The organism is Gemmatimonadaceae bacterium (assembly GCA_020851035.1).
Lineage (GTDB): Bacteria > Gemmatimonadota > Gemmatimonadetes > Gemmatimonadales > Gemmatimonadaceae > JACMLX01.
The window spans coordinates 403182-430170 of record JADZDM010000002.1; the positions used below are offsets into that span (position 1 = coordinate 403182).

Annotated in this window: 22 protein-coding genes; 10 read left to right on the forward strand and 12 right to left on the reverse strand. The window is 70.3% G+C overall.

Annotated features, from left to right (window positions below):
* Positions 1–100: 100 nt before the first annotated feature.
* Both IT355_02440 and IT355_02445 read left to right on the forward strand, forming a co-directional pair.
* Positions 101–868: a hypothetical protein gene (locus IT355_02440; protein MCC7052097.1), complete on the forward strand. Its 768-nt coding sequence runs from the start codon at positions 101–103 to the stop codon at positions 866–868.
* Positions 861–1544 carry a DUF1990 family protein gene (locus IT355_02445; GenBank protein MCC7052098.1) on the forward strand — a complete coding sequence of 228 codons (684 nt, stop codon included), beginning with the start codon at positions 861–863 and terminating at the stop codon, positions 1542–1544. The genes IT355_02440 and IT355_02445 overlap by 8 nt, the downstream gene beginning before the upstream one ends.
* A 146-nt stretch (positions 1545–1690) precedes the next feature.
* Here the strand turns inward: IT355_02445 and IT355_02450 are convergent, their stop codons facing one another.
* The 5 genes from IT355_02450 to IT355_02470 form a co-directional block, all read right to left on the reverse strand.
* Positions 1691–1867, reverse strand: a complete 177-nt coding sequence (locus IT355_02450) for a DUF1328 domain-containing protein (protein ID MCC7052099.1) — start codon at positions 1865–1867, stop codon at positions 1691–1693.
* Positions 1868–1925: 58 nt separating this feature from the next.
* On the reverse strand, positions 1926–2144 hold the full coding sequence (locus IT355_02455) for a CsbD family protein (protein ID MCC7052100.1): 219 nt from the start codon (positions 2142–2144) through the stop codon (positions 1926–1928).
* A 206-nt stretch (positions 2145–2350) separates the two neighbouring features.
* Positions 2351–3070 (reverse strand): response regulator, encoded by a 720-nt coding sequence (locus IT355_02460; GenBank protein ID MCC7052101.1) that lies wholly within the window; start codon positions 3068–3070, stop codon positions 2351–2353.
* Positions 3067–5664, reverse strand: a complete 2598-nt coding sequence (locus IT355_02465) for a PAS domain-containing protein (GenBank protein MCC7052102.1) — start codon at positions 5662–5664, stop codon at positions 3067–3069. The genes IT355_02460 and IT355_02465 overlap by 4 nt, the downstream gene beginning before the upstream one ends.
* A 48-nt stretch (positions 5665–5712) precedes the next feature.
* A complete protein-coding gene (locus tag IT355_02470; protein ID MCC7052103.1) occupies positions 5713–6210 on the reverse strand; it encodes a hypothetical protein in 498 nt (165 codons plus the stop codon).
* A 296-nt stretch (positions 6211–6506) separates the two neighbouring features.
* On the opposite strand from IT355_02470, the gene IT355_02475 reads away from it, so the two are divergent.
* The gene (locus IT355_02475; GenBank protein ID MCC7052104.1) at positions 6507–7058 is read left to right on the forward strand and encodes a pyridoxamine 5'-phosphate oxidase family protein; all 552 of its coding nucleotides are present in this window, start codon (positions 6507–6509) and stop codon (positions 7056–7058) included.
* Positions 7059–7360: 302 nt separating this feature from the next.
* Complete coding sequence (locus IT355_02480; GenBank protein ID MCC7052105.1) at positions 7361–7954, forward strand: ferritin-like domain-containing protein; 594 nt, start codon at positions 7361–7363, stop codon at positions 7952–7954.
* Positions 7955–8008: 54 nt separating this feature from the next.
* Here the strand turns inward: IT355_02480 and IT355_02485 are convergent, their stop codons facing one another.
* Positions 8009–8833: an NAD-dependent epimerase/dehydratase family protein gene (locus IT355_02485; GenBank protein ID MCC7052106.1), complete on the reverse strand. Its 825-nt coding sequence runs from the start codon at positions 8831–8833 to the stop codon at positions 8009–8011.
* Between the two features lie 103 nt (positions 8834–8936).
* On the opposite strand from IT355_02485, the gene IT355_02490 reads away from it, so the two are divergent.
* The gene (locus IT355_02490; protein MCC7052107.1) at positions 8937–10091 is read left to right on the forward strand and encodes a DUF2156 domain-containing protein; all 1155 of its coding nucleotides are present in this window, start codon (positions 8937–8939) and stop codon (positions 10089–10091) included.
* Here the strand turns inward: IT355_02490 and otsB are convergent.
* The 3 genes from otsB to IT355_02505 all read right to left on the reverse strand — a co-directional run bounded on the left by otsB (position 10022) and on the right by IT355_02505 (position 14280).
* Complete coding sequence (gene otsB / locus IT355_02495; protein MCC7052108.1) at positions 10022–10840, reverse strand: trehalose-phosphatase; 819 nt, start codon at positions 10838–10840, stop codon at positions 10022–10024. The two genes, IT355_02490 and otsB, sit on opposite strands and share 70 nt — an antisense overlap.
* Entirely contained in the window at positions 10841–13132 is a 2292-nt protein-coding gene (locus IT355_02500; protein ID MCC7052109.1) for a trehalose-6-phosphate synthase, read from the reverse strand.
* Between the two features lie 215 nt (positions 13133–13347).
* Positions 13348–14280 carry a hypothetical protein gene (locus IT355_02505; GenBank protein ID MCC7052110.1) on the reverse strand — a complete coding sequence of 311 codons (933 nt, stop codon included), beginning with the start codon at positions 14278–14280 and terminating at the stop codon, positions 13348–13350.
* Positions 14281–14458: 178 nt separating this feature from the next.
* Between IT355_02505 and IT355_02510 the strand changes: the two genes are divergently transcribed.
* Positions 14459–16771, forward strand: coding sequence for a thioredoxin family protein (locus IT355_02510; GenBank protein MCC7052111.1), 2313 nt, complete (start codon positions 14459–14461; stop codon positions 16769–16771).
* Positions 16772–16793: 22 nt separating this feature from the next.
* On the opposite strand, the gene IT355_02515 is transcribed toward IT355_02510, so the two are convergent.
* Both IT355_02515 and IT355_02520 read right to left on the reverse strand, forming a co-directional pair.
* Positions 16794–17312, reverse strand: coding sequence for a hypothetical protein (locus IT355_02515; protein ID MCC7052112.1), 519 nt, complete (start codon positions 17310–17312; stop codon positions 16794–16796).
* A 98-nt stretch (positions 17313–17410) separates the two neighbouring features.
* Complete coding sequence (locus tag IT355_02520; protein ID MCC7052113.1) at positions 17411–18199, reverse strand: class I SAM-dependent methyltransferase; 789 nt, start codon at positions 18197–18199, stop codon at positions 17411–17413.
* A gap of 143 nt (positions 18200–18342) precedes the next feature.
* Between IT355_02520 and IT355_02525 the strand changes: the two genes are divergently transcribed.
* The 3 genes from IT355_02525 to IT355_02535 all read left to right on the forward strand — a co-directional run bounded on the left by IT355_02525 (position 18343) and on the right by IT355_02535 (position 23683).
* Positions 18343–20856, forward strand: a complete 2514-nt coding sequence (locus IT355_02525) for a carbohydrate binding family 9 domain-containing protein (GenBank protein MCC7052114.1) — start codon at positions 18343–18345, stop codon at positions 20854–20856.
* A gap of 384 nt (positions 20857–21240) precedes the next feature.
* Positions 21241–22176, forward strand: coding sequence for a metalloregulator ArsR/SmtB family transcription factor (locus IT355_02530; GenBank protein ID MCC7052115.1), 936 nt, complete (start codon positions 21241–21243; stop codon positions 22174–22176).
* Between the two features lie 55 nt (positions 22177–22231).
* Positions 22232–23683 (forward strand): adenosylhomocysteinase, encoded by a 1452-nt coding sequence (locus IT355_02535; GenBank protein MCC7052116.1) that lies wholly within the window; start codon positions 22232–22234, stop codon positions 23681–23683.
* Between the two features lie 516 nt (positions 23684–24199).
* Here the strand turns inward: IT355_02535 and IT355_02540 are convergent.
* The gene (locus tag IT355_02540) at positions 24200–25546 is read right to left on the reverse strand and encodes a hypothetical protein (protein ID MCC7052117.1); all 1347 of its coding nucleotides are present in this window, start codon (positions 25544–25546) and stop codon (positions 24200–24202) included.
* Between the two features lie 168 nt (positions 25547–25714).
* On the opposite strand from IT355_02540, the gene IT355_02545 reads away from it, so the two are divergent.
* Positions 25715–26980: an amidohydrolase family protein gene (locus tag IT355_02545; GenBank protein MCC7052118.1), complete on the forward strand. Its 1266-nt coding sequence runs from the start codon at positions 25715–25717 to the stop codon at positions 26978–26980.
* The last annotated feature ends 9 nt before the right edge of the window (positions 26981–26989 follow it).

The window sequence follows — 26989 nt, forward strand, 5'->3', positions numbered from 1 at the left end:
GCCATCGTCGGCGACGGCCCGGGCGTTGCATGCAGGCAGTGACACAGAAGCGAGCGACACTGGCAGGCATGCACGGATGGATCCAGCGGAGAGCGTCATCATGCACTACGGACGGCAGGCGCGCGAAGATTCGGTGGTGCCGGTGCTCGTGCTGCTCGGCGCCGTGGCAGCGCTCGCCGTGACGGCGATCGCGATGCGGCGCCGTGTCGCGCCGCGACGGGAGCGCCGGACCGCGCGCGCCCTGACGGAGGCTGCGCACGCCGTGGCACCGGTGGCGGCAGCGCGCGACGGCGATGCACAGGATGCCGGCAGCGGCAGCGGGGCGCTGGTGCACCGGCGATACGAAGTGCGGCTCGTGGGCACGGGCCACACCGTGGCGTCGATCTGCCGACTCATGCACGGCCACCTGGCGGAACTCGCGCCGTCGGGCTTCGCGGACTTCGAGAAGACGCGTGGCGATGACGACCGGCTGCGCGCCGGCGACGAGTACGACATCACCATGCTCGGGCCGTGGAACGGCCGTGTGCGCGTGGCCGAGGTGAGCGAGGAGCACTTCACGCTGGTCACGCTGGACGGCCACCCCGAAGCCGGCCACATCACCTTCAGCGCGCGCGACGCGGAGGCGGAGGCCGAGACGCCCGGTGCACCTGCGCTGCACGCCGTGATCGAGTCATGGGCCCGCGCGCGCGACGGCGTGGTGGATGCCGCGTACTCCACGCTGGGGATCGGCCGGCAGGTGCAGACGGAGGTCTGGGTGACGTTCCTGCAGCGGCTGGCCACGCTGGCCGGCGTGTCGGGCACTCCGGAGGTCCGCATCACGACCGAGGAACTCGCGACACCCGCAGCGCCGCCGGCCGTCGATGCCTGAGCAGGCGATACCGGCGGCGCCGGCGCTCGATCCCCGGCTGGCCGCGCGCCTGGCCGAGATCGCGCTGATGGAGCCCACGGTGGACCTCGCCAGGCGCGAGAGCTATGTCACGGCGCAGGGCTGGCACCTGGATGCGCGGGAAGCCGCGCTGCCTGCGGAGGCGCCAGGCCCTCCCGGGGCCGACGGCTCGTTCGCGGTGGCGTGCCACATCCTCGAGCAGTACGCGTTCCCGCCGCGACGACTCATCCGCGGCAGCTTCGACCCGGCCGCACCGCTCGACAACCGCGCGATGCTGCTGACCGCGCGCTATCTCTGGATGACTTTCGAGCTGCCGGTGCGGGTGAGCCGCGTGATCGACATGACGCGCGCAGGGCAGCATGGCAGTGAACACGTGTGGGGCTACAGCTACCAGACCCTGGCCGGTCATCTGGAGCGCGGTGAAATCACCTTCGAGATCGTGAAGGTCATCGACAGCGGTGCGGTCGTGTTCCGCATCCACTCCTTCTCGCAGACCGGGCACATCGCGAACCTCGTGCACCGGCTCGGCTTCCGGCTCGTGGGCCGGCGCCTGCAGCGGCGGTTCGCGGAGGAATCGCTGCGCAACATGCAACTGCTGGTGGCGCAGCATCTGTCGGCAACCGCGCCGGCAGGCACAGGCGGGACGCCCGCCGGATGACTCCGGGGGCCGGACGCCAGCGTCGGGATCCGTTACCCGCCTGTGCCACCGTGTGGCACGCACGCGGATGACATCGGGAGACCCGACGTCCGCACGCCAGCGTCGGCGTGCGCTCCGCGTGCGCACCGGTCACGCGTCACATGCCGCTATGGCATGACCTTCTTGCCCGAGACGAGCCCGATGATCAGGGCGATGACGGCGAAGACGACGAACACCATGAACAGCGTCTTGGCGATGCCGGCAGATGCCGCGGCCAGACCGCCGAAGCCGAACAGGCCGGCGACGAGTGCCAGCACGAGGAAAGCGAATGCCCAGCGCAACATGTGAGTCTCTGGCGTGAAATCGGTCACTCAGGCGGGCGCACTCCGCACCCGCAGGGAGTCAGCGGGTGGAATCGTGGGTGTCGTGGCGTGACTCGTACTCGGCCACTTCCTTCTCGGCCGCGTCGCGCGTCTTGCCGTAACGTTCCTGGATCTTCCCGATGAGCTGGTCGCGCTTTCCGGCGACGACGTCGAGATCGTCGTCGGTGAGCTTGCCCCACTGCTCGCGCACCTTGCCCTTCGCGGTCTTCCAGCTGCCTTCGATGGTATCCCAGTTCATGGCATCTCCTGTGTCAGGAAAACAAAAAAGGCGTGGCACGGCGCATGAGAGCGCCATGGTCCACGCCTTCGACTGACGAGGTCGATCCCCCCGTCCGCCAAGGAAACTCCACCTGTGCTGCCGGTGGAGTCGATGTCACATACACCACGGAGACTTCGCAAGTTCCGTGCTTGTCCCCTGGTCGCGGCACCGGCCGCGACCAGGGATCAGTTGTACTGCAGCAGCAGCTCCAGTCGCTGGCGGAGGTCCGCCAGCTGCTTCGACTTGAATGCGTGCTTCGTCTCCTCCAGCACCTCCACCGTGTGCTGTATCGCCGCCGTGAGCTGTGAGCCGCGCGCGCAGTTCATGATCTGGCAGGCATGCGACTCCACCGGCGCACCGGCCAGCGCGCGGCCAAGCTGCTCGAGGTCGGTCAGCGACCCCATCACGTTGCGCAGCGCCAGCGAGAGGAAGGTGTCCGCCGTCGGCGCCCCGGGGCCCCGCTGCGTCGCGAGCTGGTCGTAGCGCAGCCGCATGTCGTTCAGGCGCAGTTCCGCATCCTGCATGGCGCGGAACGAGCGGAATCGGGCCACCGCCGCGTTCACGCGCACCTCGAGCTCGGAGAACTGCACCGGCTTGGTGAGGTACGCGGCCACCGGCAGCTCGATGCACGCCACCGCCGAACGCACGCTGGGGAAGCCGGTGAGGATGATGACGGGCAGCCCGCCCCGTACCTGTGCCACCCGCCGCACCAGCGCGAGGTCGTTGTTGCCCGGCATCTCCAGGTCGGTGATGAGCAGGTCGAACTGCTCATCCACCACCAGCTCCAGTGCCCGCGGGCCGTCGGCGGCCGTCTGCACCTCGTAGCCCTCGCGCCGCAGCAGGTCTGCCGTCGACTGGAGGAACGTGTCTTCGTCGTCCGCGATCAGGATTCGCCCGCGCGTCATGCCGTCACTCCGGGAACCGTGCTCCCAGCCAGGGGAATTCGTGCGATGAACTCGGCACCGCCACCCGCGGCATCCGTGAGCTCGATGCTGCCACCCGCCGCATCGAGGGCGCGGCGCACCAGCGCCAGCCCGAGGCCCATGCCGCCGGTCGAGAGCTGCGACAGCTTGGTCGAGATGAAGGGCTCAAAGATGCTCTCGCGAAGCTCCGGGGGCACGCCCGGCCCCCGATCCGACACGCGGAGCACGAACTCGTCGCCCTCGATCGAGCCCCGCACCATCACCCGGGCACCGGGCGGCGAGGCTTCGATGGCGTTCTGCACGAGGTTGTACACACACTGCCTCAGGATGGAGTTCGGGAGCCGCACGACCGCCGCCACACCGCCCAGCTCGACATCCACGCTCACCCCGGTGTTGCGATTGACCTGCTCCAGGAACGCGACGGCGTCACCCACCACGGTCTGCACCGGGGCGTGCGAGCTCGATTCCGTCTCGGGCCTGTAGGTCTCGTAGAGCTGCCGCGTGACCTGGCTGATGCGCTGCACCTCACGCTCGATCGCCCCAACGTACTTGATGTGGGGGTGGGTCGGCGGGATGGCGTCCTTGATGAGCAGGAAGGCACTCTGGATGCCCGCGAGCGGATTGTTGATCTCGTGCGCGATCCGCGCCGCGAGCCTCCCCATCGTGCTCATCGTCTCGGCCTGCCGCAGCGCCTCCTCGGCGTGCCGGCGATCCGTGATGTCGGCGAACATCCCCAGCAGGCGCATCGCCAGGCCCTCCGGGGTGCGCAGCACCACCCGCCCGCGATCGATGAAGTCATGCCAGCGACCCGACGCACTCCGCACGCGGTACTCCGCGTCGAAGGCATCGGAGCGGCCCGCGACGTGGTCGCGCAGGCGGTCCTCCACCCGCGCGCGGTCCTGCGGATGCACCAGCAGGAGCCAGTCCTGCATGTGTGAGTGCCCGTTGCCGGACGCGTACCCCAGCCGGCGCCAGAGCTGCTCCGAGCGGGTGACGATGCCGGTGTGCAGGTCCCACTCCCAGAGCCCGTCGGTGGTGGACTGCAGCGCCCGGTCGAGCGTGGCCCGCTCGTCCAGGCGCGCCGAGTACGACACGTTCTGCGCCAGCCGCAGCGCCAGGGCCAGCAGCACCGACACGGCGATGCCGAGCAGGAGGAGCACGTCGCTGAGCGTGGAGGGCGTGACCAGTGCCGTGCTCAGCGACGGCCAGACGCCGATCCGCCAGTCCGGGCCGCCGCGGATGATCGGCTCCTCCATGATCGCGCGAGCCCCCCCCGCCGGCAGCGGCGACGAGGCACTGAGCCATCGATGACGCGTGCCGATCGCGACCTCGAATCCCTGCAGCGTGTCGCTCGCGATGGCCCCGAGCAGGCGCCGCGCGTCGATCAGGCCCACGAACAGGTCGGTGCAGGTGCCGGCCTGGCAGCGCGGCACCACCATCAGCGCCTGGCTGGAGTCCGCCGCGAACGGGATGAAGCGCGTGACACCGCCCAGCTGCCGGATGGCGGCGGCGTGCGTGGCCAGCGCGCGGGTGACGCTGTCGCCGCGCGCCGCGGGCGTGACGCGGTCCATGCCGCGGCGCGCACCGGTGCTGTCGAGCCAGAGCACGGACTGGAGCCCGGAGACATCCTGCACCATCTGCGTCACGAATGCCAACCACATCGTGTCCGGGCTGCTGCTGTACCGCGCCATGCGCTGCAACGTGCGCTGCGTGACGCGCAGCTCGCGGCCGATCGCCACCCGGTTGGCCTTCGCCGCCACGCGGCTCCGCTCCTGCAGCTGCAGCCCCTCGCTGTGCAGCAGCGCGCGCCAGACGAACAGCACCGTCACCAGCGACCCCGCCCCCACCGACAGCGGCAGCCAGGCCGGCGGCGGCGCGAAACCGGTCTTCTTGCTCCACGCCATCGCGTTGAAGTGTGTCGCGAACACGATCGCGCAGACCGTGGACTGCAGCGACGAGCCGAGCAGCGGCCCGTACTTCACCCCTTCCAGGAACCCGAGCAGCTGGCCCGCGATCACCGTCGTGGCCAGCAGCATCACGGTGCCGCCGGCGCCGGCCAGCACGATCGACGGCCAGAGCCCGCGCTGCCGCGAGAGGATCGAGAGCAGCCCGATGCCGCCGAGCACGAGGAAGGCGCCGCTCGAGAGCGCGACCTGGCCCGGCACGGTGCCGTGCCAGACCACACCCGATGGCGGCGTCACCCGCGCGAGGACGTTCCACAACCCGTCGAACCCTGTGGCGTGCTGCAGCGGCAGTGAGCCGAGCACGATCGTGCTCCACGCCGACACCTGCGAGACGAATCGCAGGCGTGCGGCGGAGACGGTGAGGATGCCGACGCCGAGCGTCGTCAGGCCGATGGCGGAGCCGAGCCTGAGCGGGGGGAGACTGCGGAACGGCTGCACCAGCCACCACAGGTCAGCCGCCCACCCCACGAGAGCCAGCACGCCAAAGGCCAGGAGGAGCTGCGCCACCAGTCGCGAGGCATGCGCCGACACCGCGGCCCGCGACCACGCGATGAGGCGCGGGCGCTCCGACATGGCGAGGCGGAACTGCTGCAGGACCGAGGCGATGGACAACGGCGCTCCGTGGGTGACCTCATGACGAGCGGCGGCGCGGCACTGCTCCTACGCGACGGCGCCCGAGAGCTCGCGAGATGATGTCGTCGCGAACGGCAGCGCGTCCCGCACCGCCAGCGACCGCAATCGGAGCAGCGACCGCTCGAGGATGTACACGCACCGGTCCAATCCGGATTGCCGCGCGATGCGCAGCGCAAAGCTGCAGGAGCCCATCAGGAAGAGCTGCGCCTGCTGCACCACGCCGATGATCTCCTCGTCGCGCACCGGCGATGCCGGCAGCCGGCGCACGCGCGTGAGGGACCGGAACAAAGACCCCGTGAGGTCGCCATCGCGCCGGTTGGTATCCGTGAGCACGGTGCCGACGATGCCGTCCAGGTGCGCCAGGTGTTCACCCAGCACCGCCTCGCACTCCGCCAGCACCGCCGCTCCCTGCGTGGACTGCAGCAACTGCCGGAACACCGGCAGTGTCACGAACAGGCTGATGCTGCCGTCGTGCAGCTCCGCGAGTTCATCCGCGAACTGCCCGCTCACCCTCGATATCGCCATCGGACCTCCTGGTCGCCAACCGCGTCGGTCGGCGCCTGGCATCAGAGAAACGAAAAGCGCGAACGAGTCCCGTGGGGACTGGTTCGCGCCTTCAACTGACGAGCCCGATGTCTCGTCCGCCAAGTTGGTGCGGCACAGAAGGACTCTGCCCGCGCTGCACCAAATAAGTCCCGGGAAAATCCCTACGCAAGCGCACGCCGCTGCTTCGGCGCGGATCGTGCACCGGTGGCGCTCCGCCCCACCCGCACTCCGGCAGCACTTCCCTGCTGCCCCAATGTCGATCGAGGGAACCTGACATGTCACAAACTGCAACGTCACACGACACACTCAGCGACGAGGACGCCGCCGCCAAGCTCCGTGACCTGGTGAAGGACATCCGCGTGGCCATGCTCACCACGCACGACGCCGACGGCACGCTGCACAGCCGACCGATGTACGCCCAGGAGGCCGAGTTCGACGGCGACCTCTGGTTCGCCACCGCGCAGTCCTCCTCCCTCGTGCGGCAACTGCAGGCACGCGCCGATGTGCTCGCGACCTTCGCCGACACGCACGCCCAGCGCTACGTGGTCGTGCGCGGTCACGCGGAAGTGACGCAGGATCGTGACAGGATCCGCGAGTTCTGGAATCCGGGAATGAAGGTGTGGTTCCCGGCCGGTCCCGAGGATCCGGAGATCGCGCTGGTCCGCGTGCACGCACAGCGTGCCGACTACTGGGACTCGCCGGCAGCCCCGCTGCGCTGGCTGCAGTTCGTCACGGCCCTCGCCACGGGCAAGCGGCCCGACGCCGGCGATCGCGTGGGCCTCGACCTCGACGGTACCACGCCATCCGTGAAGCAGCACGCATCCTGATAAGGTCGTGAACGCAGCGGCGTGGCTGGCACATCGCTTGCACCACGCTCCGGCACGAACGTGAGGTGACATGGAACCCGGCTCCGGCCGGTTCCCTCCTTGCCGGATGAGTTGCCGACTCATCAGGCGAAGGCGCGAGTGAGGCCCGCATGCCGGGCATTCGCTCGCGCCTTCGTCGTTCGTGGCCTCGGTGCTCGACCCGCACGGCGGCCGTCCATCCGCCTGCGGTCGCGGGCTGACACCTCCTGTCAGCTCGCCGCGTCACACGCACCCCGCAGGGTGCACCACGGAGGTAGTCGACGATGGCACTGGCGACCATGCACGACCTGATGATCAACGAACTGCAGGATCTCTACAGCGCGGAGACGCAGCTGGTGAAGGCGCTCCCGAAGATGGCGAAGGGCGCCACGACTCCCAGCCTGCGGAAGGCGTTCGAGGACCACCTCGAGCAGACGCAGGGCCATGTCGCCCGGCTCGAGCAGGTCTTCGAGATGCTCGGCGCCACCGCGCGCGGCAAGAAGTGCAAGGGCATGGAAGGGCTGCTCGTCGAGGGCACGGAAATGCTGGTGGAGGAGGGTGACGAGCTGGTGAAGGATGCCGGCATCATCGCCGCAGCGCAGCGCGTGGAGCACTACGAGATGGCGGCCTACGGCAGCACCATCGCCTTCGCGAACGTGATGGGCCACACCGAGATCGCCGAGCTGCTCGAACAGACGCTCGAGGAGGAGAAGGCGGCCGATGCGCTGCTCAGCAGCATCGCCGAGGACGACGTGAATTCCGCCGCACCCGGCATGGAGGAGGACGCGGACGCCGGGGAGGACGAGGAGGAGACCGTCGCGGCCAGGGCGCCGTCGCGTCCAGCCGCGAAGAAGGGCGCGACGAAGTCGAAGCGCTGAAACGGTGAGGTCGTGTCCCGCCGATGGTCCGGCGGGACACGCCGCGGCGCAGCATCAGCAGCCGGTCGAAAAGCCCTCGCGGAACGACGGGTACGACGCGCGCCACCCGGTGCTCACCAGCGCGGCGTTCGACACCCGCTGGTCGTTCCGCGCCGGTGTGGCATCGTTCGTGAAGTGCAGTGCCGCGCCATCCAGCCCGTCAGCGCGGGCCAGCCAGCGGCAGATCTCGGCCGCCTGCGCGGGCGTGCCGTCGCTCACGTTCAGGATGCGCTGTGCTGCCGCACCACCGGACACGTGACGCACCGCCGCCACGATGTCATCCCGGTGGGCGAGATTCACCCAGTACTCACCGCGTTGGGCAAGCGCCTGCGCATCCCGGAACCGGCTGCGCGGATCACGGCCTGGTCCATAGATCCCCGCCACGCGCAGCACATGCATCGGGAAGCCGGATTCCAGCAGCACATCCTCCGCACGCCGCAACGCATCGTTGCCGGCGCCGGCGCCACGCCGCGGGCTGGCTTCCGCCACCCACACACCGTCGCGGCCACCATACACGCCCGTGCTCGACGTGTAGACCACTCGTGCCGCACCGGTCGCGCGCGCGAGAACCAGCGCTGCCGCTGCGGCGGGAGGGTATACCGTGTCGTAGTTCCCGCTGGCGCCGGGGGCGATCGTGAGCACCACCACATCGAGCGCGGCCGGCAATCCCTCGATGTGGCCTGTCGTGACGTCACCACGGCACCACTGCACCCCTCCCCCAGCCTCCGTCACCGCCGCGCGCCGGACGGCCCAGACCTCGTGCCCCGCCTGCGCCGCCGACGCTGCGACGGCGCGCCCCACGTATCCCGCACCAAGCACCACGATCCGTTGCCGTTGCATGCCGGAAGATAGGGCGGTGCCGCGCCGGCGGCCGGCGGCAGGTGGATATCTTGAGGCGTCACCCCACGCACCCGCACCGGCTTCCCATCCTCCCACGCCTGTGATGCCTCACCCATCGTCGCCGTCACCCGACCGGGACGTGCCGCGCGCCCGCGCGCTGGCGCTGCGCTTCGGGTGGAACTCGATGGCATACCAGGTGGTGAACGACGGGATGTGCCACTGGTTCGCCGCAGCGGGCGACGCCGTGATCGGCTACGTCCGCACGCACGGGGTGTGCGTCGTGGCCGGTGCCCCCATCTGCGCTGGCGAGCGGCTCGACGCCGTGCTGGCCGAGTGGCAGGCCTGGGTGCGCTCCATCGGCTGCCGCACCTGCTACTTCGGCGCCATGGGTCGGCTGTTCCACGCGCTGCATCACCGCGCGGACCACGCCACCATCGTGCTCGGCGCGCAGCCGGTGTGGGATCCCGCGCGCTGGCCGTTGCCGCCGGCGCTCCCCGCCCCGGTGCGGCGACAGCTCAACCGCGCCCGCAACAAGGGTGTCGTGGTGCACGAGTGGTCTCCCGCGCGTGCCTCCGCCGATGCGCGCCTGCACGCCTGCCTGCGTGAATGGCTCGGGACGCGCGGCTTGCCCACGCTACACTTCCTGGTGGAGCCACACACGCTGCATGACCTCACGGGCCGGCGGATCTTCGTTGCCGAGCGCGGCACGCAGGTCGTGGGCTTCATCAACGCCTCGCCGGTGCCGGCGCGGGCAGGGTGGCTGGTGGAGCAGTTCGTGCGCGCGTCAGGGGCACCCAACGGGACGATCGAGGTGCTGCTCGATGCCATGATGCGCGCCGTCGCCGCCGACGGCGCACGCTACGTCACCATGGGCCTCGTCCCGCTGCGTGATGGGCGCGCGGACACCGCGGCGCAGAATCCGGCCTGGCTGGCCACGCTGCTGTCGCTGGTGCGCGTGCATGGACGGCGCTTCTACAACTTTGCGGGGCTGGAGCGATTCAAGTCCAAGTTCCGGCCGCATGCGTGGGAGCCCATCTACGCCATCAGCGCCGAGCCACGGGTGTCGCTGCGCACACTCTACGCCATCGCCGCGGCGTTCACGGTGCAATCGCCGCTCCGCGCGATCGGCGGCGGGCTGCTGCGATCCGCCGGGCGGGAGTTCCGGCGGCTGCGCGCGCCGGGCCGCACTCAGTCGGCGGCGAGGCTGCCGCTGGCGGACGTGGCCGCCGCGAGTCCGGCATTGCGCGATCGCGCCTGACGGCTGCACCCCACCAGCATCTCGGTGAGCAGCGCGTCCACGTCCAGTTGCGTATCCACATGGAAGGCGGCGGCGGACGACTTCAGGCGTCCCACCCGCACGCCCATGCCGGCCGGAGACGACTGCGCACAGCGGAAGGCCGGCTCGTCGGTCAGCTCGTCGCCCGCGAACACGGCGCCCGGCAAGCCGTTGGCCGTGATCAACCGGGCCAGCGCATCGCCTTTGTCCGGGGCGCCGCGCGGCACCAGGTTCACGAGGCAGGTGCCGTGCACGACCGTCACGCGGTGCGGCAGCGCCGGCACCACCGCCTCGACGGCCTGCAGCACGGCTGGGGGCGACTCGGCGTGCCAGTAGTGCACCGACACCGACTGCCCCTTGTTCTCGATCACCGCCCCCGGACAGGTGGCCAGCGCGGCCTCCAGCAGCGGCAGCCAGCCCGCCACCTCACGCGCCGCCCGCGCGGCGAAGCGTGAGGGTTCCGCACCGTGGTTGCCGATCACGGCCAGCATCGGGATCCCCTCCAGCCTGCCGGTGGCGTCGGCCACGGAACGGCCCGTGATCACGGCCACCGGCGCCGCGTGCGCCAGGGCGCGCAGCAGTTCCGCCGTCTCGGTGCGCATCCGCGTCCCGTGGGCATCCGGGCCCAGCGGCGCGAGCGTGCCGTCGAAGTCGAAGGCGAGCAGCGATCCGGCCCCACAGCACTCGCGCAGCAGCTCGACGTTGCGGCCGGCCAGGACATTGCGTGACACTCAGCGCCCCACGTGCATCGAAAACTCCGCCAGGGTGAAGGTGCGACGCGCCCGCATGCGCAACTGCGCGGCATCCAGCAGCATGCGGCCCGCCCACCGGTACACGTTGTGCTCCGCCACCACCGCCCGCATCGCCCGCATCCGCTCCGCCTGCTCCGCCTTCGGCATGCACGCCGCCCGTTCCATCGCCGCGCTCGCCTCCTCCAGGTCGTAGGGGTTGACGATGAGTGCATCGGGCAGCTCGTGCGCCGCACCGGCGAACTTGCTCAGGATCAGCACCCCCTGCTCGTCGTCCCGCGCCGCCACGAACTCCTTGCTCACCAGGTTCATCCCGTCGTGCAGGCTGCTCACGTAACACATATCGGCAGCGCGGTAGAATCGGAAGACGCGCTCCGGCTCGTGGTGCGCGCGCAGCAGGATCACCGGCAGGTAGCCGGTGCTGCCGAAGCGGCGGTTGATCCGTTCCACGCCGGCCTCCACCGCCTCGCGCAGCTGCTGATACTGCGGAATCTCGGTCCGGCTCGGTGCGGCGAGCTGCACGAAGACGAACCGCCCGAGCAGTGACGGCCGCCGCTCCAGCAGCCGCTCCACCGCCTCGATCCGTTCCTCGATCCCCTTGGTGTAGTCCAGCCGGTCCACGCCGACGGCGAGCACGGTGTCATCCGGCAGGCCGAGTTCCGAGAGCACCTCGCGCCGCGAGACGGCAGCCGGCGGCACCTGCTCGGTCCAGCGCAGCGGCCACTCCACCGAGATCGGATAGGGGCGCACCAGGGTCGTCGCACCCTGCCGGATCACGGCGTTGTCGGCCCGGTCGATGCGGGCCTCGAGTGCCGTGTCCACCGTCTCCAGGAACTGGTTGCAGTGCGCCGGCGTGTGGAAGCCGACGATGCTCGATCCCAGCAGCCCGTCGATCAGTTCCTCGCGCCAGGGACAGATGCTGAACCGCTCCGGGTTCGGCCACGGGATGTGCCAGAAGGTGATGATCGTCGCGCGCGGCAGCCGCTCGCGGATCATCCGCGGCGCCAGCGCGAAGTGGTAGTCCTGCACCAGCACGATGGGATCGTCCTCCGCCACCTCCTGCACCACGGTGTCGGCGAACCGCGCGTTGATCGTGTTGTAGTGCTCCCAGTCGCGCTTGCGGAAGATCGGGCGCGCGTGCGTCTGGTGGCACACGGGCCAGAGCCCTTCGTTGGCGAAGCCGTAGTAGTAGCCGCGCTCCTCTTCCTCCGTCATCCAGACGCGACGCAGCCGGTAGCTCTCCTCGCCCGGCGGCACCATCAGCCGGCCGTTGGCATCCGACGACTGCCGGTCCGCCGTGCCGCTGCCGTGCGCGATCCAGACGCCGGAGCAGGCGCGCATCACTGGCTCCAGCGCCGTCACCAGCCCGCTGGCGGGGTGCCGGACGATCACGTCGCCGCCCGGCACACTGTCGTGGATGTACGGCTCGCGGTTGGCCACGATCACGAGGCTGTCCTCGCGCACGTGCTCGTTGAGCACCACGCGGAGGCGCGTGCGGTTCCAGCGCCCGTCGCGATCCTCCTCCACCGCCGCGGCCGTGGTGCGCTGGGCCAGCGCACGGACATCGTCGAGCAACGGCGACTCGCCGTGCTTCCACGGCGTGCCCGCCCCGCCGAGCGCGTGCGTGAGCCGGCGCATGAGGCCACCGCGCGTGAGGCGCGAGGAGAGCAGCGTGAGCAGCGACGACGCGATCGCCAGCATCCCGAACACCAGCGTGGCCCAGCGCTGCACCAGCGCCTCGCGCTGGAGCGCCGGCGTGAAGTCCTGCAGCAGCACCAGCCGCACCGGCGGCGTGAGGTCGGCCGTGAAGGTCGTGACACTCACGTGCGTGCGGCGTGCGGGGCCACCGCTGGTCACCACGCCCCCCTGCGTGCCGCCCTCGTCGCCGCGCCAGCGCGTCACCTGCAGCGTGGCACGATCACACCACGCCGGCTCGGCCGGGAACAGCGCCGTCTTCACCACGATGGTGGCGTCGGTGCGGCAGAGCGCTGCCGCCACCACGGCATCGTTGCGCACGATGTCCTGCAGCAGCATGCGCAACCGGCGCTGGTCGCCGGCGGCGTAGGCGGTGAGCACCGGGATGCGCACGCTCCCCGAGGCGAGCTCGGCGCGTGACTGCAGCTCCGACTCGAACCAGGCCCGCGCGGTGCGCGTCGTGACCACGCCGACCGCGACCACCACGAGGGCGATCGCCGCCAGCAGCGGCAGCAGCAGGCGCAACGTTTCGCGCCAGGAGCCTCGTGACGGGTGCCGGATCGGTATTGCCGTGGCCATGCGGCGCTCTCCACTTGCGGTGAACACGCAAGCAACGCGCACGGATCACGTGATGAACCGGAGCAGCGGCCCCGAACGCAGCGTTGATCAGCCGGTCGGTCAGGCCGCGAGAGACATCCTGCCCAGCAGCCAATGCCGGTGGCCCCGGGACCTCGTCATCGGACCCGCAACGCAGGCCGGGGTCGGCGGAATGCGCTCCTGCGTACGGCGAGCGCTCAGCGATCGGGGCGCGTGTCGATGCCGTCCTGCCCGCTCGTCACCCACGCGGTCCACCAGAGGTCACGCAGCATCTGTGCGCCGGCGGCCAGTCGCGTCCGCGTGAATTCGTGATTCTCCATCGCGGTCGTCTCGGCGTTGAACGGGTGGTCCCGGTCGAGCTGGTAGAGCCGAATGACGTTGGCGTTGGTGGTGAGCAGGTAGTCCACCACACCCTGGCGCAGGTTGCCGTACACCTTCGGCTCGACGTCCACGAGCGGTCGCACGTCGTCGAGTCGGATGCGCGCCTGCACGTACGCCGACTCGAAGCGGCCGTGGAAGCGCGTGTCGGTGGCGAAGCCGCCCGGGTTGTCACCCACCCACCCGTTGTAGTGGATGGTCGTGTGGGCCGGATTCGAGCCGTCGGCGACGTAATGCCCCAGGATGCCGGCGTCGTTCAGGATGCGCGCCTCGATCCACTCGCGGACCTGCGCATTCGGCGCCACGCGCCAGGCACGGAATCCGAGCCGCAGGCGCTGGGTCAGTTCCACGATCGCGAACGGCAGCACCCCCACCGTCGCGGGATTCACGCCGTGCGCGCGCAGGCTGTCGGCGTACGCGAACCGGTCCTTCGCCAGCAGGGCACCGGTCCGCGAACGCGCCGGGATCATCTCCAGGTCGATGAAGTGGTCCGGTGCCGTCGCCCCCTCGAGCGCACCATCGCGGGCTGCCTCCACCCGGTTGCGCCAGCGATCCGGTTCGGGGTTCAGGTACGTGAGCTGCGGCCCCGCGGCGCGGAAGAAGGCGGGCATGTCAGCTGGTACGGCGCCAATGGCCGCCTGCGCCGTGATCCGGTGCCCCGCCTCGCCCCAGCGCGTCGCGCCTGCCGGGTGCAGGCCGCCGGTGAGGGCAGCGACTGTGGTAACGACCGGGAACAGCCAGGCAGGGGTCATGGGCGCGTTTCGACGTGGCACACCGGGCGCTCAGGGAGGGACGCCGGTGTATCCATGAGATACGCTCAGTCCGCCGGCATCGTTCTCAGTCACGTGCCCCGAAGCCGGCCGGATTGGACCGAGGCGTTATGGTTCAGTGCGGGGCGTGCCTCGCCCCGGCCACCATCACCAGTCCCGCATGCCTGTCGTCACGCTTCCTGACCGCCCCACCCGCCATTGCACGGCGCGACGTGGCGACGGCTCGCTGCGACGGACCCTGCGTGCCGCCGCGTTCGCGGGCAGCGCGCTGGCTGTCGCCGCCGGCCGCACAGGAGCGCAGGGCACAGCAGTCCGCGATCCAAGCCCCCACAGCGATGTCGTGCTGGTGGCCGAGTCGGCCACGGTGGTCCCGGGGCAGCGCCTGACCGTCGCGGTACGCCTCACGCTCGACCCGGGGTGGCACACTTACTGGATCAACCCCGGCGACGCGGGCCTGCCGCTGACGGTGCAGTGGACGCTGCCGCCGGGGGTGACGGCGGGACCGCTGCAGTTCCCCACTCCGCGCCTGGCACCGCAGCCACCGCTCATGAGCTACGGCTACGAGCGGGAAGTGCTCGTGCTCAGCGAGCTGCAGGTGTCCGACGCGGTGGCGCCCGGCACCACGCTGCAGCTCGCCGGCACCGCACGCTGGCTGGCCTGTGCCGAGGTCTGCCTGCCGGCGTCGGGTCCGCTGGCGCTCGCCGTTGCCACCAGCTCCGCCGCGTCCACAGCGAGCACGCCGCACACGGCAGCCATCGCCGCCACCCGCGCGCAGGTGCCGCGCACCAGCGAGCGCTGGCAGTCCAGCGCCTGGCGCACGGCGACCGGCTACACCGTGATGTTCATTCCCGACAGCGCCGCGGCGGCAGCTCTGTCGGCGCCATTCCTGTTCGTCGATTCGGCAGGCGTGGTGGAGCACCCGGCGCCTGAACGCGTGGCGCGCGCCGGTGACACACTCGTGATCGCCCTCACGCGTGCCGCCGGTGCCACGGGCGCCGTGGCGGCGCTGCATGGCGTGGTGACCGCAGATCGTGACGCGCGCACGCCGACGTCGTGGGCCTTCCGCACCGCAGTGCAGGATCCGTCCGCGCAGCGCCGCGCGCGCGCCGCCGCGCTGCTCGACGCCGCGGGCCGCGACGTCGGAGGGCTCGGTGCTCCCGGTGCGATTGCCGTCGCCACCGGCACGGCGGAGGGTGGCGCGACCGACGCGGCCCCGGGCGCCGACATGTCGCTGGCGGCAGCCATCCTGTTCGCGTTCATCGGGGGCCTGCTGTTGAACCTCATGCCCTGTGTCTTCCCGGTGCTCACGGTGAAGGTGCTGGCGCTGCTGGAGCACGGCGGCACGGCGCAGGTGTCCCGCGCGCGCCGGCACGGATTGGTGTTCGGGGCGGGCGTGCTGCTGTCGTTCTGGATCCTGGCCGGCCTCCTGATGGCACTGCGAGCCGGCGGGGAACAACTGGGGTGGGGCTTCCAGCTCCAGAGTCCACCAGTGGTCGGGTTGCTGGCGCTCCTGATGTTCGCACTCGCGCTCAACCTCAGCGGTGTCTTCGAGATCGGGCTGTCGCTCACCCGCCTTGGCGGCATGGGCGCAGGCCGCAGCTACGCGGACTCGCTGCTCACCGGCGGCCTCGCCGTGCTCGTGGCCGCCCCGTGCACCGCGCCGTTCATGGGCGCGGCACTTGGCTACGCGCTCGTGCAGCCGGCGCTGCTCGGGCTCCTCGTCTTCACGGCACTCGGCCTCGGTCTCGCGCTGCCGTTCGTGGTGCTTGCCTCGGTCCCGTCGCTGCTGCGGTTCCTGCCCCGCCCCGGCCCGTGGCTCGAGACGCTCAAGCAGCTCTTCGCATTCCCGCTCTACGCCACGGCGGTGTGGCTGCTCTGGGTGTTCGGGCAGCAGGCTGGCATCGACGCGCTCGCGCTCGTGCTGCTGGCCATGATCGTGCTGGCGCTCGGCGCATGGCTGTGGGCGCGCGGTGTGCGCGCCGACCGGGCGCCCGTCAGGATGGTGGCGGCCGCCGTGATGCTGGCGGCGATTGCACTCACCGCGATCGGTGGCACGCGGATGACGCGGCCGGCGGTGGCCGCCGGCAGCACACCGGTGGCTGGGTGGGAGCCGTGGTCGGCGGAGCGCGTGGCCGCGCTGCGCGCCGAGGGCCGGCCCGTGTTCATCGACTTCACGGCGGCGTGGTGCCTGTCGTGCCAGGTGAACGAACGCGTGGCACTGCGCACCGACGCCGTAGAGCGTGCCTTCCGCGACGCCAACGTCGCGCTGCTGCGCGCCGACTGGACGTCGCGCGACTCCGCGATCACCGAGGTGCTGGCCGGCTTCGGCCGCAGCGGCGTGCCGCTCTACGTGCTCTATCCCGCCGGTGGCGGCGCCGCGACGCTCCTGCCGGCGGTGCTGAGCCCGGGCATGGTCGTGACGGCGGTGCGGAAGGCCGCCCCCGGCGCCGCATTCGCTGCACGCCCGCGCTGACCACGCCGGCGCAGCGCGGTGCTCACATCGTCGTGTCGGCCGACGGGCCGTACGACCCCGGGATCGCGACATCCAGCAGGCGCAGGTACACGCCAAGCTGCGCCCGATGGTGCACGATGTGGTTGATGCCCATGTGACGGAGCAGGTAGGCGCGCCGGTTGTCGAGGATCGTGTACTCCCCCATCATCATCTTCCACGACCCATCGAGCCGCGCCCAGTCCATCCCCGCCAGCGCCGTATGCAGTTTCGCCAGCGCGGCATCGAAGACGGCCAGCAGTTCGAGCGTGTTCGCGATCGGCGGCGGGGCGAAGTCCGCGGGATCGAACTGCACCACGTCAGTGGCGGCCATGGCGGTGAGGAAGTCCGGGAGCTGCGCCACGTGCGATGCGAGGGAGCCCAGCGTCATCGACTTCGGGTGCGGCTTCCAGTCGGCGCGTTCCCACGGCACCAGGGCGAGCATGCTGCGCGTGAGGGTCATCTCGGCCCCCAGCTCGGGGTACAGCAGCGCGAGCGGGGCGGCGGTCGCGGGCTCGATCGTCATGGGGCAGCTCCAGGCAGGTGGGGGGCAGCGGCGAACACGGCCACAAGACAAGCCGCGGAGTCACCCATCCGTCAAGCCATGCAGCTGCCGTCCGGAGGTCAGCGCTTCGTCCAGACGTGCAAGGTGGAACGGTGCAGGTCGTCCACCTGCACCGTGCGGTCGGCCGGCCGCGCGTCGACGGCGAAGGTGTTGGAGATGAACGTGCTCCCCGGCCGCATCTCCGCCTCCACCTTGGCCCAGAGTGCGGCCATCGGCACCGGCGACAGGTAGGCGAACACGACGTCGTAGCGCGACAGGTCGCAGTCCCAGAAACTGCCCCAGTGCGCGTGACAGTTGCGATGCCGGCCGGCGGCGATGCGCAGCCAGCTCACCAGCCACGGTACGGGCGCCGACTCGATGCCGTGGTACTGCCCGTCTGGGCGCGCGGCGCCGAGGTCCAGCAGCACGCCGCCCACGCCGGAGCCCACATCCATGAACGTGAAGGTGCCCGTCGGCAGCAGTGGCACGAGTGCCGCGCGCACCCGGCTGCTCGAGAGGTACAACGGGACCTGCGTGCGGAAGGTGGACCAGTACACCGCCGCCATCAGCAGGAACGCCGCCAGCCAGACCCAGGCCGGCACCCGGACCGCGCTCGCCAGCAGCACCGCCGGCGCGAACAGGAGCTGGATCACCATCCACCACGGGTCCAGCCCCGCCACTCGTCCGACCAGCGCGGCGTAGACACCGGCGACGATGCCTGGCAGGATCGTCGCAACCCGCGGCGACACGGGACCAACCGCGGTGAAGGTGGCGGTCGAGAGCACCATGCCGATGCCCTGGCACACCAGCACGATCAGGATCGGCGGAACGCGCCGTTGCCGGGCGGGGGTGGCGGGGGCGTCGCTCATCCCGCAAATCAGCCGCGTCACGGCACCCGGCGCCACTGCCGACCGGGCGGGGGCGTCACCCGGTGACGTGCGCAACGCCTCCACCGTCCGGCGCGTAGTCGGTGAATCGTGCTCGTGCCCTTCCCTCCGCGCCCGTCCCCGCCGTGTTCCTTCGTTGCCGTTTCCTCCTCGCACTGCTCGTGGCGTGCGTGTGGGTGCCCGTCACCACCGCGCAGGCCGGCGATCCGCGCCCGGCTCCAGCGTCCGCGCAGGCGATCCGGGTCGATCGGGCCCCCGTCCTCGACGGCCGTGACGACGATGCGGCCTGGCGCGATGCCCCGTTGATCGATGGCTTCCGCCAGTTCGCCCCCGCCGAGGACGCCCCGACGGCCTTCCGCACCACCACGCGCGTGATCTACGACGAGAAGAACATCTACGTCTTCGTGCGCGCGTACGACCCGCATCCCGACTCGATCGTGAGCCTGCTCTCACGGCGGGACGTGCGCACCAACTCCGACCAGATCAAGATCCTGATCGACAGCTACCACGACCGGCGGACCGGCGTGGAGCTGATGGTGAACCCGGCCGGCGTGCAGCGCGACGCCGCAATGCACTCCGACGTGGTCGAGGACATGTCGTGGGATGGCATCTGGGACGTGAAGGCGGTGATCGACTCCCTCGGCTGGACGGCGGAGTTCCGGGTGCCGTTCAGCCAGCTCCGCTTCAACAGCGCCGGCACGCACACCTTCGGGTTCGGGATCTGGCGTGACATCGCGCGCCTGAACCAGCGTGACTCGTGGCCGGTCTATCGTGGCTCGCGGGCCACGCTGGTGTCGCAGCTCGGGGAACTCTCGGGCTTCGCCGGCATCGGTGGCGGTCACCGCGTGGAGCTGCTGCCGTACACGGTGACGAAGAACGTCACCGAGCGATCGGGCACCGGTTGGAACCACCCGCAGCGCATCACCGCCGGTGCGGACCTGAAGGTCGGCCTCGGCTCGGCGCTCACCGCCAGCGCGACGATGAACCCCGACTTCGGGCAGGTGGAGGCCGACCCCGCGCTGCTCAACCTGAGCGCCTTCGAGGTGCGGTTCGACGAGCGGCGCCCCTTCTTCCTCGAGGGCAATGCGCTGTTCCGCTGCAACGGGCCGTGCGAGGGACTGTTCTACACGCGGCGGATCGGGCGCTCACCGCAGTTGCGGGCCTCCACTGCCGACCCGGCCTTCACCACCATCCTCGGCGCCGCCAAGGTGACCGGCCGCGTGGGGCGGGGAGTGTCGATCGGCATCTCGGAAGCCATCACGCGGCGCGAGGTCGGCGCCAGCGGCACCACCATCGAGCCACAGGCGAACTACTTCGCCGCCCGCGTCGTGCAGGAGATGCGCGGCGGCCGGTCGCAGCTGGGGGTGATGGTCACCGACACCCGCCGGGCGCTCGACTCCGTCACCCGCCCCCTGCTGCGCAGCGACGCCAGCGTCTTCCTGCTGCAGGGGTTCCATCGCTTCGGCGCCGACCGGTACGAGCTGTCCGGGTACACCGGCAGCGTCGGGGTGCATGGCAGCCCGGAGGCGATCGCGCTCACGCAGCGCAGCAGCGTGCACTTCTGGCAGCGCCCCGACCACGAGCGCACCTACGACTCCACCCGCACCGCCATGACCGGCGGGGTGTTCTCGGCACAGGTGCAGAAACTGGCCGGCATGCTGCGCTGGTCGAGCAACTGGCGCTACGCGAGCGCCGGGATGGAGGCCAACGACATCGGCTTCGTCATACTGGTGAACGACATGAGCCTGCGGAACCAGGTCACGCTCCAGCAGCTCCGCCCCACGACCTACTTCCGCCGCCTCTCGGGCACCCTCTCGAACGAGACGCACTGGACCACCGGGGGCACCCAGAGCGGTGCCAGCGTGACGACCTCGGTGACCGGTGAGCTGCGCAATTTCTGGACGACGCACCTGATGCTCACCACCTACGACATCGGCGGCACGCGCTGCGTGGCCTGCGCCCGGGGCGGACCGGCGTTGCGCCAGTCGGCGGAGCGGATGGTGGTCGCCTCCATCGGCGGTGACCCGCGCCGGCTGTTCACGCCGGGCCTCTCCTGGGTCGGCTCGCGCGGTGACGATGGCAAGTCGGCGTCGAACAACCTGTCGGTGAGCGGCGAGCTGCGCCTGGCCAGCCGCTATTCCATGTCGCTGGGCGCGAGCGTGGAGCGGCGCACCGACGACCAGCAGTGGATCGGCAACTACGGCGCGTTCCGAAGCGACACCACCCACTTCACCTTCGCACGCCTCGCGCAGCGCACCATCGGCATCACGGCGCGCGCCAACTGGACCGCCACCCCGACGCTGTCGCTGCAGGTGTATGCGCAGCCGTTCATCACCAGCGGGGCCTTCAGTGACTGGCGCGAGCTGATCGCACCACGCGCGAAGGAGTACGCGGCTCGCTACGGTGCCTATGGCGACGGCGCCGCGCCGGAGGGCTTCAACTTCCGCCAGTTCAACTCGAATGCCGTGCTGCGCTGGGAGTACCGCCCAGGCTCCACGCTGTTCTTCGTCTGGCAGCAGGGGCGCACCAGCGACGACACGAACGGCGAGTTCCGCGTGGCGCGTGACTACCGCGACCTGTTCCGGTCGCATCCGGACAACACGCTGCTGATCAAAGCGTCGTACTGGTTCAACCTCTGAGTTCTGTGTCGCACGCGACGTCTTGAACGGCTTTGACGCAAGGGCGCAAAGGGCGCGAAGGACGCAAAGAGTTCGGTCGCGAACGCCAGCGTCGGTGCGCAGTGGAAGCGCGCTGTTTTGGGGGAACTGCAGCAGCAACGGCGACGTGACTCGACGCGACGGGCGTCGAATCCGCCCACCGGACCTCCACGGCCACCGCCGTTCCCCTGATCCACTTCGCTACTCGTGCGCGCGACGCTGGCCGCGCGCACCGACCCCTTTGCGGACTTTCCGCCCTTTGCGCCTTTGCGTCAAAGCAGTTCGCAGTTCGAAGTTCAAAGGTCGCTATGCACGAACTTGACGAAGGCGCGCGAAGCGGCTATCTATGTATCCGGATAACCGGATATGACTGCCCCGAAACTCTCCATCCATGGTCGCCTGACCGAGCTAGCCGACGCCACCCGGTGTCGGCTGCTGCTGGCGTTGGAGGCCCACGAACTGACGGTCGGGGAGCTGTGCACGGCGCTCCAGCTCCCCCAGAGCACCGTCAGCCGGCACCTGCGCATCCTGTCGGATGAGGCCTGGGTGGAGTCGCGGGCGGACGGGGCCACGCGGTGGTACCGGCTGTCGCCCGCCCTCGATCACGAGGCACGGGCGCTCTGGGTGCTGGTCCGGGAGCCGGTGCAGGAGACGCCCGGGGCCCGGCAGGACGCGGCCCGGGTGGAGACGGTGGTGGCGGCTCGGCGCTCGCGGAGCGAGGCCTTCATCGCGTCCGCTGCGGCGGAGTGGGACGCCCGGGTCACCGCCCTCTTCGGGGCGCGGGCCGACCTCGGCGCAGCCCTGGCGCTGCTCGAGCCGACCATGGTGGTGGGCGACCTGGGCTGCGGGACCGGCTCGCTGACCCGGTCCCTCGCCCCACACGTCGGGCATGTCCATGCCGTGGACGGGTCACCGGCGATGCTGGACGCCGCACGGGCCCGGCTGGCCGGGTTGCCGAACGTGACCGTCGCCGCCGGCAGCCTCGAGGCGCTGCCGCTCGGTGACGCATCGCTGGACGTCGCAGTCCTGATGTTGGTGTTGCACCACGTGGCGGAACCGTCCCGGGTGCTGCAGGAGGCGCGGCGGGTGCTCCGCGCAGGTGGTCGGCTGGTGATCGCGGACATGGCGGCCCACGAGCGTGAGGAGTACCGCACGCAGATGGGCCATGTCTGGCTGGGCTTCGACGAGCGTTCGCTGCGCGAATGGCTCACGAAGGCGGGGTTTCACACCGCCCGTCACGTGGCGCTGCCGGCGGATCCGGCGGCCGTGGGGCCGGCGCTGTTCACGATGGTAGCATCCTGATTTCATTCCGAGGAAATTCCCGATGGCGACTGCAGTACAGACCGAGCTCGAGAGCATGATGTCGATGGCGCGCCCGCCGTACGCGGTCCGCGACCTGTCGCTGGCCGAGTGGGGCCGCAAGGAACTCCGCCTCGCCGAGGTGGAGATGCCGGGCCTGATGGCCCTGCGCGAGGAATACCGCGGCAAGTTCCCGCTCAAGGGCGCGCGCATCATGGGCTCCCTGCACATGACCGTGCAGACGGCCGTGCTGATCGAGACGCTGGTGGAACTCGGCGCCGACGTGCGCTGGGTGTCGTGCAACATCTTCTCGACCCAGGACCATGCCGCGGCGGCCGTGGCCGTGGGCCCGACGGGCACCGTCGCCGAGCCGAAGGGCGTGCCGGTGTACGCGTGGAAGGGTGAGTCGCTCGAGGAATACTGGTGGTGCACGGAGCAGGCGCTGATGTGGCCCGACGGCGGTGGCCCGAACCTGCTGCTGGATGACGGCGGCGACGCCACGCTGCTGGTGCACCGTGGTGCCGAGTACGAGAAGGCGGGCGCCGTGCCGGGCTTCGATGCCGACAACGAGCCGGAAGAGTGGGGCGTGATCCTGGACCTGCTGCGCGCCGAGCAGCAGAAGAACCCGGGCCGCTGGACGAAGGTGCTGGCCGCGATCCGCGGCGTCTCCGAGGAGACGACGACGGGTGTGCACCGCCTGTACGAGATGGAGAAGGCCGGCACGCTCGCCTTCCCGGCCATCAACGTGAACGACGCCGTGACGAAGTCGAAGTTCGACAACCTCTACGGCTGCCGTCACTCGATCATCGACGGCCTGAACCGCGCCACCGACGTCATGCTCGCCGGCAAGATCGCCGTCGTCATGGGCTACGGCGACGTGGGCAAGGGCTGCGCGCAGGCGCTGAAGGGCCAGGGCGCCCGCGTCGTGGTCACCGAGATCGACCCGATCTGCGCGCTGCAGGCGGCGCTGGAAGGCTACCAGGTCACGACGCTCGAGGACGTGGTCGAGAACGCCGACATCTTCATCTCGGCGACCGGCAACAAGAACGTGATCACCGTCGAGCACATGGGCCGCATGAAGGACAAGGCGATCATCGCCAACATCGGCCACTTCGACAACGAGATCGACATGGCCGGCCTGAAGAAGGTCGAGGGCATGCGTCGCATCAACATCAAGCCGCAGTACGACGAGTTCGTGCTGCCGAACGGCCGCTCGATCCTGATCCTCGCCGAAGGCCGCCTGATGAACCTCGGCTGCGCCACCGGCCACCCGTCGTTCGTGATGTCCGCCAGCTTCACCAACCAGGTGCTGGCCCAGATCGACCTCCACACGAACGCCTCGAAGTACCCGAACAAGGTGTTCACGCTGCCGAAGCACCTCGACGAGAAGGTGGCCCGCCTGCACCTGCCGAAGCTCGGCGTGAAGCTCACGCAGCTGACCCCGGAACAGGCCTCGTACCTCGGCGTCACCAACGCCGGACCGTTCAAGCCGGATCACTACCGCTACTAGTCCTCCCGGCGGTGGCACGGCACACGGGCCGGTCCCTCTCGAGGGGCCGGCCCGTTGTCATTCGGAGACGCGCTTCACTGCAGAACGGCAGAACGGCAGAACGGCAGAACGGCTGAACGGCTGAACGGCTGAACGGCTGAACGGCTGAACGGCTGAACGGCTGAACGGCTGAACGGCTGAACGCAAAGACGCAAAGACGCAAAGACGCAAAGACGCCAAGACGCCAAGACGCCAAGACGCAAAGTACGCAAAACGGCCTCGTGCGACTCCGTCGTCGGTGCGGCTCGGGCATCGCACTCTTGCAGGAACTGCAACAGCCAACGCAGTTCCTCTCACGTATGATACCTATCGCACGCGTGGAAGCGGCCGGCCTGGACAGGCTTCGTGCGCGGCGTCGTACACCTTTGCGCCTTCGCGTTCCGCTGTTTTGCGTTTTGCTGTTCTTCGTTCCGCTGTTCCGCTGTCTGGCAGTGCTGCGCGCTGCTGTTCGTCGTCGAGCATCCTGCCAGGCGGGGATCAGAGCCCCGGCTTGACCGGCGCGGCGGCCGGCGCGGCGGGCGGGGTCAGGCGCGCGACGCGCTGCTGGATCACCTTGCTCAGGAGCCCCGGCGGCGGCGTCCACGTGGGCGCCTTCCACCCACTGCGCTCCACCGGCGAGAGGCCCCCCGCCGCGGGACGGAACGCCCCCTCGAACTCCTCGAACTTCGACCCCGGGTTCCACAGCGCCCAGCTCTTGAGTCCCGCATCGTAGGTGCCCTGGATCTGCGCGCGCACCGCCGCCGCGCCGTACGTGTTGCCGCGGATGCTCATCGCCTCCAGCCAGGGCCGGATCTCGCCCACGGCGACCTTCGCCGAGTCGCGCAGGAAGGCCGTGCGCTGCACGGCGTCCGTCAGCGACACGCGGACGAGCTGGTACGGCACCGCACCCGGCTTCACGAAGCCGTAGTGGCCGGTGGAATAGTGCGACGGATAGACCATCGGCAGCACGGCATCGGCCGCCGCGATCACCGACTCCCAGTTCTGCCCGATCTCGACGTCCCCCTCGGCGTGCGTCACGAGCCCGAACACGTCGGCCGTCACCGGCACGCCGTACGACGCCAGCGCCTGCTTCGAGTACAGGATGAAGTCCCGGATGTTGTCCGGGCGCGTCTTGCCGTTCGCGCCGGGGTACGTCATGGTCGTGCGCATCGTGGACGTCACGTCGGGAAAGCGCACGTAGTCCCACTGCAGCTCGGAGAAGCCCATGTCGAGCGACTCCTTCGCGATCGCGATGTTGTAGTCCCACACCCGCCGGTCGTACGGGTTCACCCAGGCCCCGCCCTTGCGGTCGCGCCAGAGCCCGCCGTTCACGTGCCGGATCGCCATCTCGGGCTTCTTCTCGGCCAGCATGCGGTCCTTGAACACCACGATCCGCGCCACGCTGTAGATGCGGTGGGCATTGAGCGTGTCCACCAGCGCCTTGAGCCACTTGGTGGCGGGGCGCTGGTCAGCACCGATCTCGCGCGCCAGCGCGATCTTCGTCGAGTCGTACGTCAGGAACGTGTCCGACTCCTTGATGTCCACGATGAAGGTGTTGATCTCGGTGGCGTCGGCAATCCGGATCAGCTCCGCCATCCGCGTGCGGGAACCCGCCGCCCAGGCGTTCACGTAGAGCGCCCGCACCGAGTCCGGCCGCGGGACCCGCGTCGGCGTCGCCGCCGGCGCCGCCACCGCCGCAGGCTTGCCGGTCGCGTCAGCGGCAGGAGCGCCCTGACCCTCCGTCCCACCGCAGCCGGCGAACAACAGGGTGGTGGCACCGGTGACGAGCAACAGGCGGCCAGGCGACCAGCGGGCGTGTGACAGGGTACGGAACGAACGCAGCACGGAATCTCCATCGGGGAAAGGGGCCGGACGGCAGCAGCGCGCCCGGTCTGAGTCTCGGCGCAGAAGATAGCCGGGCTGAATCCATCGCGCATGCCGCGTGGTGCACACATGCTCCGCCGTGCACATTGCAGCGACGCATCGCCAGCACACAAACCCGGGGCCCGTCGCATGCTCTCATCCACCCGTCGCCATGCAACCTGCGCGCTCCTGCTCCCGCTGCTGGCGCTCACGCCGCTGCCGGCGCAGACGGCGGCGGCACCGGTGGTGCTGCGCGCCGGCCGCGTGATCGATGGCACCGGCCAGGTCCTGAATACCGTGGACATTATCGTGCGGGATGGTCGCATCGCCGCCATCAACCCGGCCCGCGGTCCGCTCCCAGCCAATGGGATCGACCTGCGCCAGCGCACCGTCCTGCCCGGCCTGATCGACACCCACGTGCACCTGGGCTGGTACATCAATGCCGCGAACCGCCTGCACACCGACGACGACGGCGATTCCCCGGGCATGCAGGCGCTGCAGCAGGCCGGCAACGCCTGGGCCACGCTGCGCGCGGGGTTCACCACCGTGCAGAGCATCGGCGAGGCCGACAACGCCGCGCTCCGTGACGCGATCGCCCGCGGCAGCATCCCGGGACCGCGGGTGCTCACGAGCCTCGGCTCGATGAGTGAACGCACCGGCGGCGGCACGCCGGACTCGCTGCGCGCCGCCGTGCGCCGGTTCAAGGCGGCCGGCGCCGACGTCATCAAGATCTTCGCCTCGAAATCCATCCGGGATGGCGGCGCCGCCACCATGAGCGACGAACAGCTCGCGGCCGCCTGCGGCGAATCGACGGCGCAGGGGCTGCGCTCGGTGGTGCATGCCCATTCCGCCAAGGCGGTGCGCCGCGCCGCCCGCAACGGCTGCACGCAGGTGGAGCATGGCGTCTTCACCGACGACTCGACACGCGCCACCCTGGTGCAGCACGGCACCTTCTTCGATCCGCAGTGCGGCCTGGTCTTCCGCAACTACCTCGACAACAAGCCGCGCTTCGAGGGCATCGGCAACTACAACGCCACCGGCTTCGCCTCGATGGAGCAGGCCATCCCGCTCGCCGAGGCGGGTGTCGGTGCTGCCAGCCGCCTCCCGGCGCTGCGGCTCGTCTTCGGCACCGACGCCGTGGCCGGTGCCCACGGACGCAATGCCGAGGAACTGGTGTGCCGCGTGCAGCGCGGAGGGCAGCCGGCCATGGACGCGCTGGTGTCGGCCACCAGCCGGGCCGCCGAGTCGCTGCGCCTGGAGCGGGAGATCGGGCGTATCGCCGTGGGGTACGCCGCCGACATCATCGCCACCGATGGTGACCCGGTCGCCGACATCGGGGCCACGCGGCGCGTGACGTTCGTGATGCGCAACGGCATCGTCTATCGCAACGACGGCGGGAGCGTCACGCGACGCTGACGTGGGCGG

Bases quoted from the DNA above. Each gene is read 5' to 3' on its own strand.
- IT355_02545 (MCC7052118.1), top strand. From the start codon at position 25,715: ATGCTCTCATCCACCCGTCGCCATGCAACCTGCGCGCTCCTGCTCCCG.
- IT355_02445 (MCC7052098.1), top strand. From the start codon at position 861: ATGCCTGAGCAGGCGATACCGGCGGCGCCGGCGCTCGATCCCCGGCTG.
- IT355_02500 (MCC7052109.1), bottom strand. From the start codon at position 13,132: ATGGCCACGGCAATACCGATCCGGCACCCGTCACGAGGCTCCTGGCGC.
- IT355_02440 (MCC7052097.1), top strand. From the start codon at position 101: ATGCACTACGGACGGCAGGCGCGCGAAGATTCGGTGGTGCCGGTGCTC.
- IT355_02455 (MCC7052100.1), bottom strand. From the start codon at position 2,144: ATGAACTGGGATACCATCGAAGGCAGCTGGAAGACCGCGAAGGGCAAG.
- IT355_02515 (MCC7052112.1), bottom strand. From the start codon at position 17,312: ATGACGATCGAGCCCGCGACCGCCGCCCCGCTCGCGCTGCTGTACCCC.
- IT355_02530 (MCC7052115.1), top strand. From the start codon at position 21,241: ATGACTGCCCCGAAACTCTCCATCCATGGTCGCCTGACCGAGCTAGCC.
- IT355_02475 (MCC7052104.1), top strand. From the start codon at position 6,507: ATGTCACAAACTGCAACGTCACACGACACACTCAGCGACGAGGACGCC.
- IT355_02485 (MCC7052106.1), bottom strand. From the start codon at position 8,833: ATGCAACGGCAACGGATCGTGGTGCTTGGTGCGGGATACGTGGGGCGC.
- IT355_02460 (MCC7052101.1), bottom strand. From the start codon at position 3,070: ATGACGCGCGGGCGAATCCTGATCGCGGACGACGAAGACACGTTCCTC.
- IT355_02535 (MCC7052116.1), top strand. From the start codon at position 22,232: ATGATGTCGATGGCGCGCCCGCCGTACGCGGTCCGCGACCTGTCGCTG.
- IT355_02480 (MCC7052105.1), top strand. From the start codon at position 7,361: ATGGCACTGGCGACCATGCACGACCTGATGATCAACGAACTGCAGGAT.
- IT355_02470 (MCC7052103.1), bottom strand. From the start codon at position 6,210: ATGGCGATATCGAGGGTGAGCGGGCAGTTCGCGGATGAACTCGCGGAG.
- IT355_02490 (MCC7052107.1), top strand. From the start codon at position 8,937: ATGCCTCACCCATCGTCGCCGTCACCCGACCGGGACGTGCCGCGCGCC.
- IT355_02450 (MCC7052099.1), bottom strand. From the start codon at position 1,867: ATGTTGCGCTGGGCATTCGCTTTCCTCGTGCTGGCACTCGTCGCCGGC.
- IT355_02510 (MCC7052111.1), top strand. From the start codon at position 14,459: ATGCCTGTCGTCACGCTTCCTGACCGCCCCACCCGCCATTGCACGGCG.
- IT355_02520 (MCC7052113.1), bottom strand. From the start codon at position 18,199: ATGAGCGACGCCCCCGCCACCCCCGCCCGGCAACGGCGCGTTCCGCCG.
- IT355_02505 (MCC7052110.1), bottom strand. From the start codon at position 14,280: ATGACCCCTGCCTGGCTGTTCCCGGTCGTTACCACAGTCGCTGCCCTC.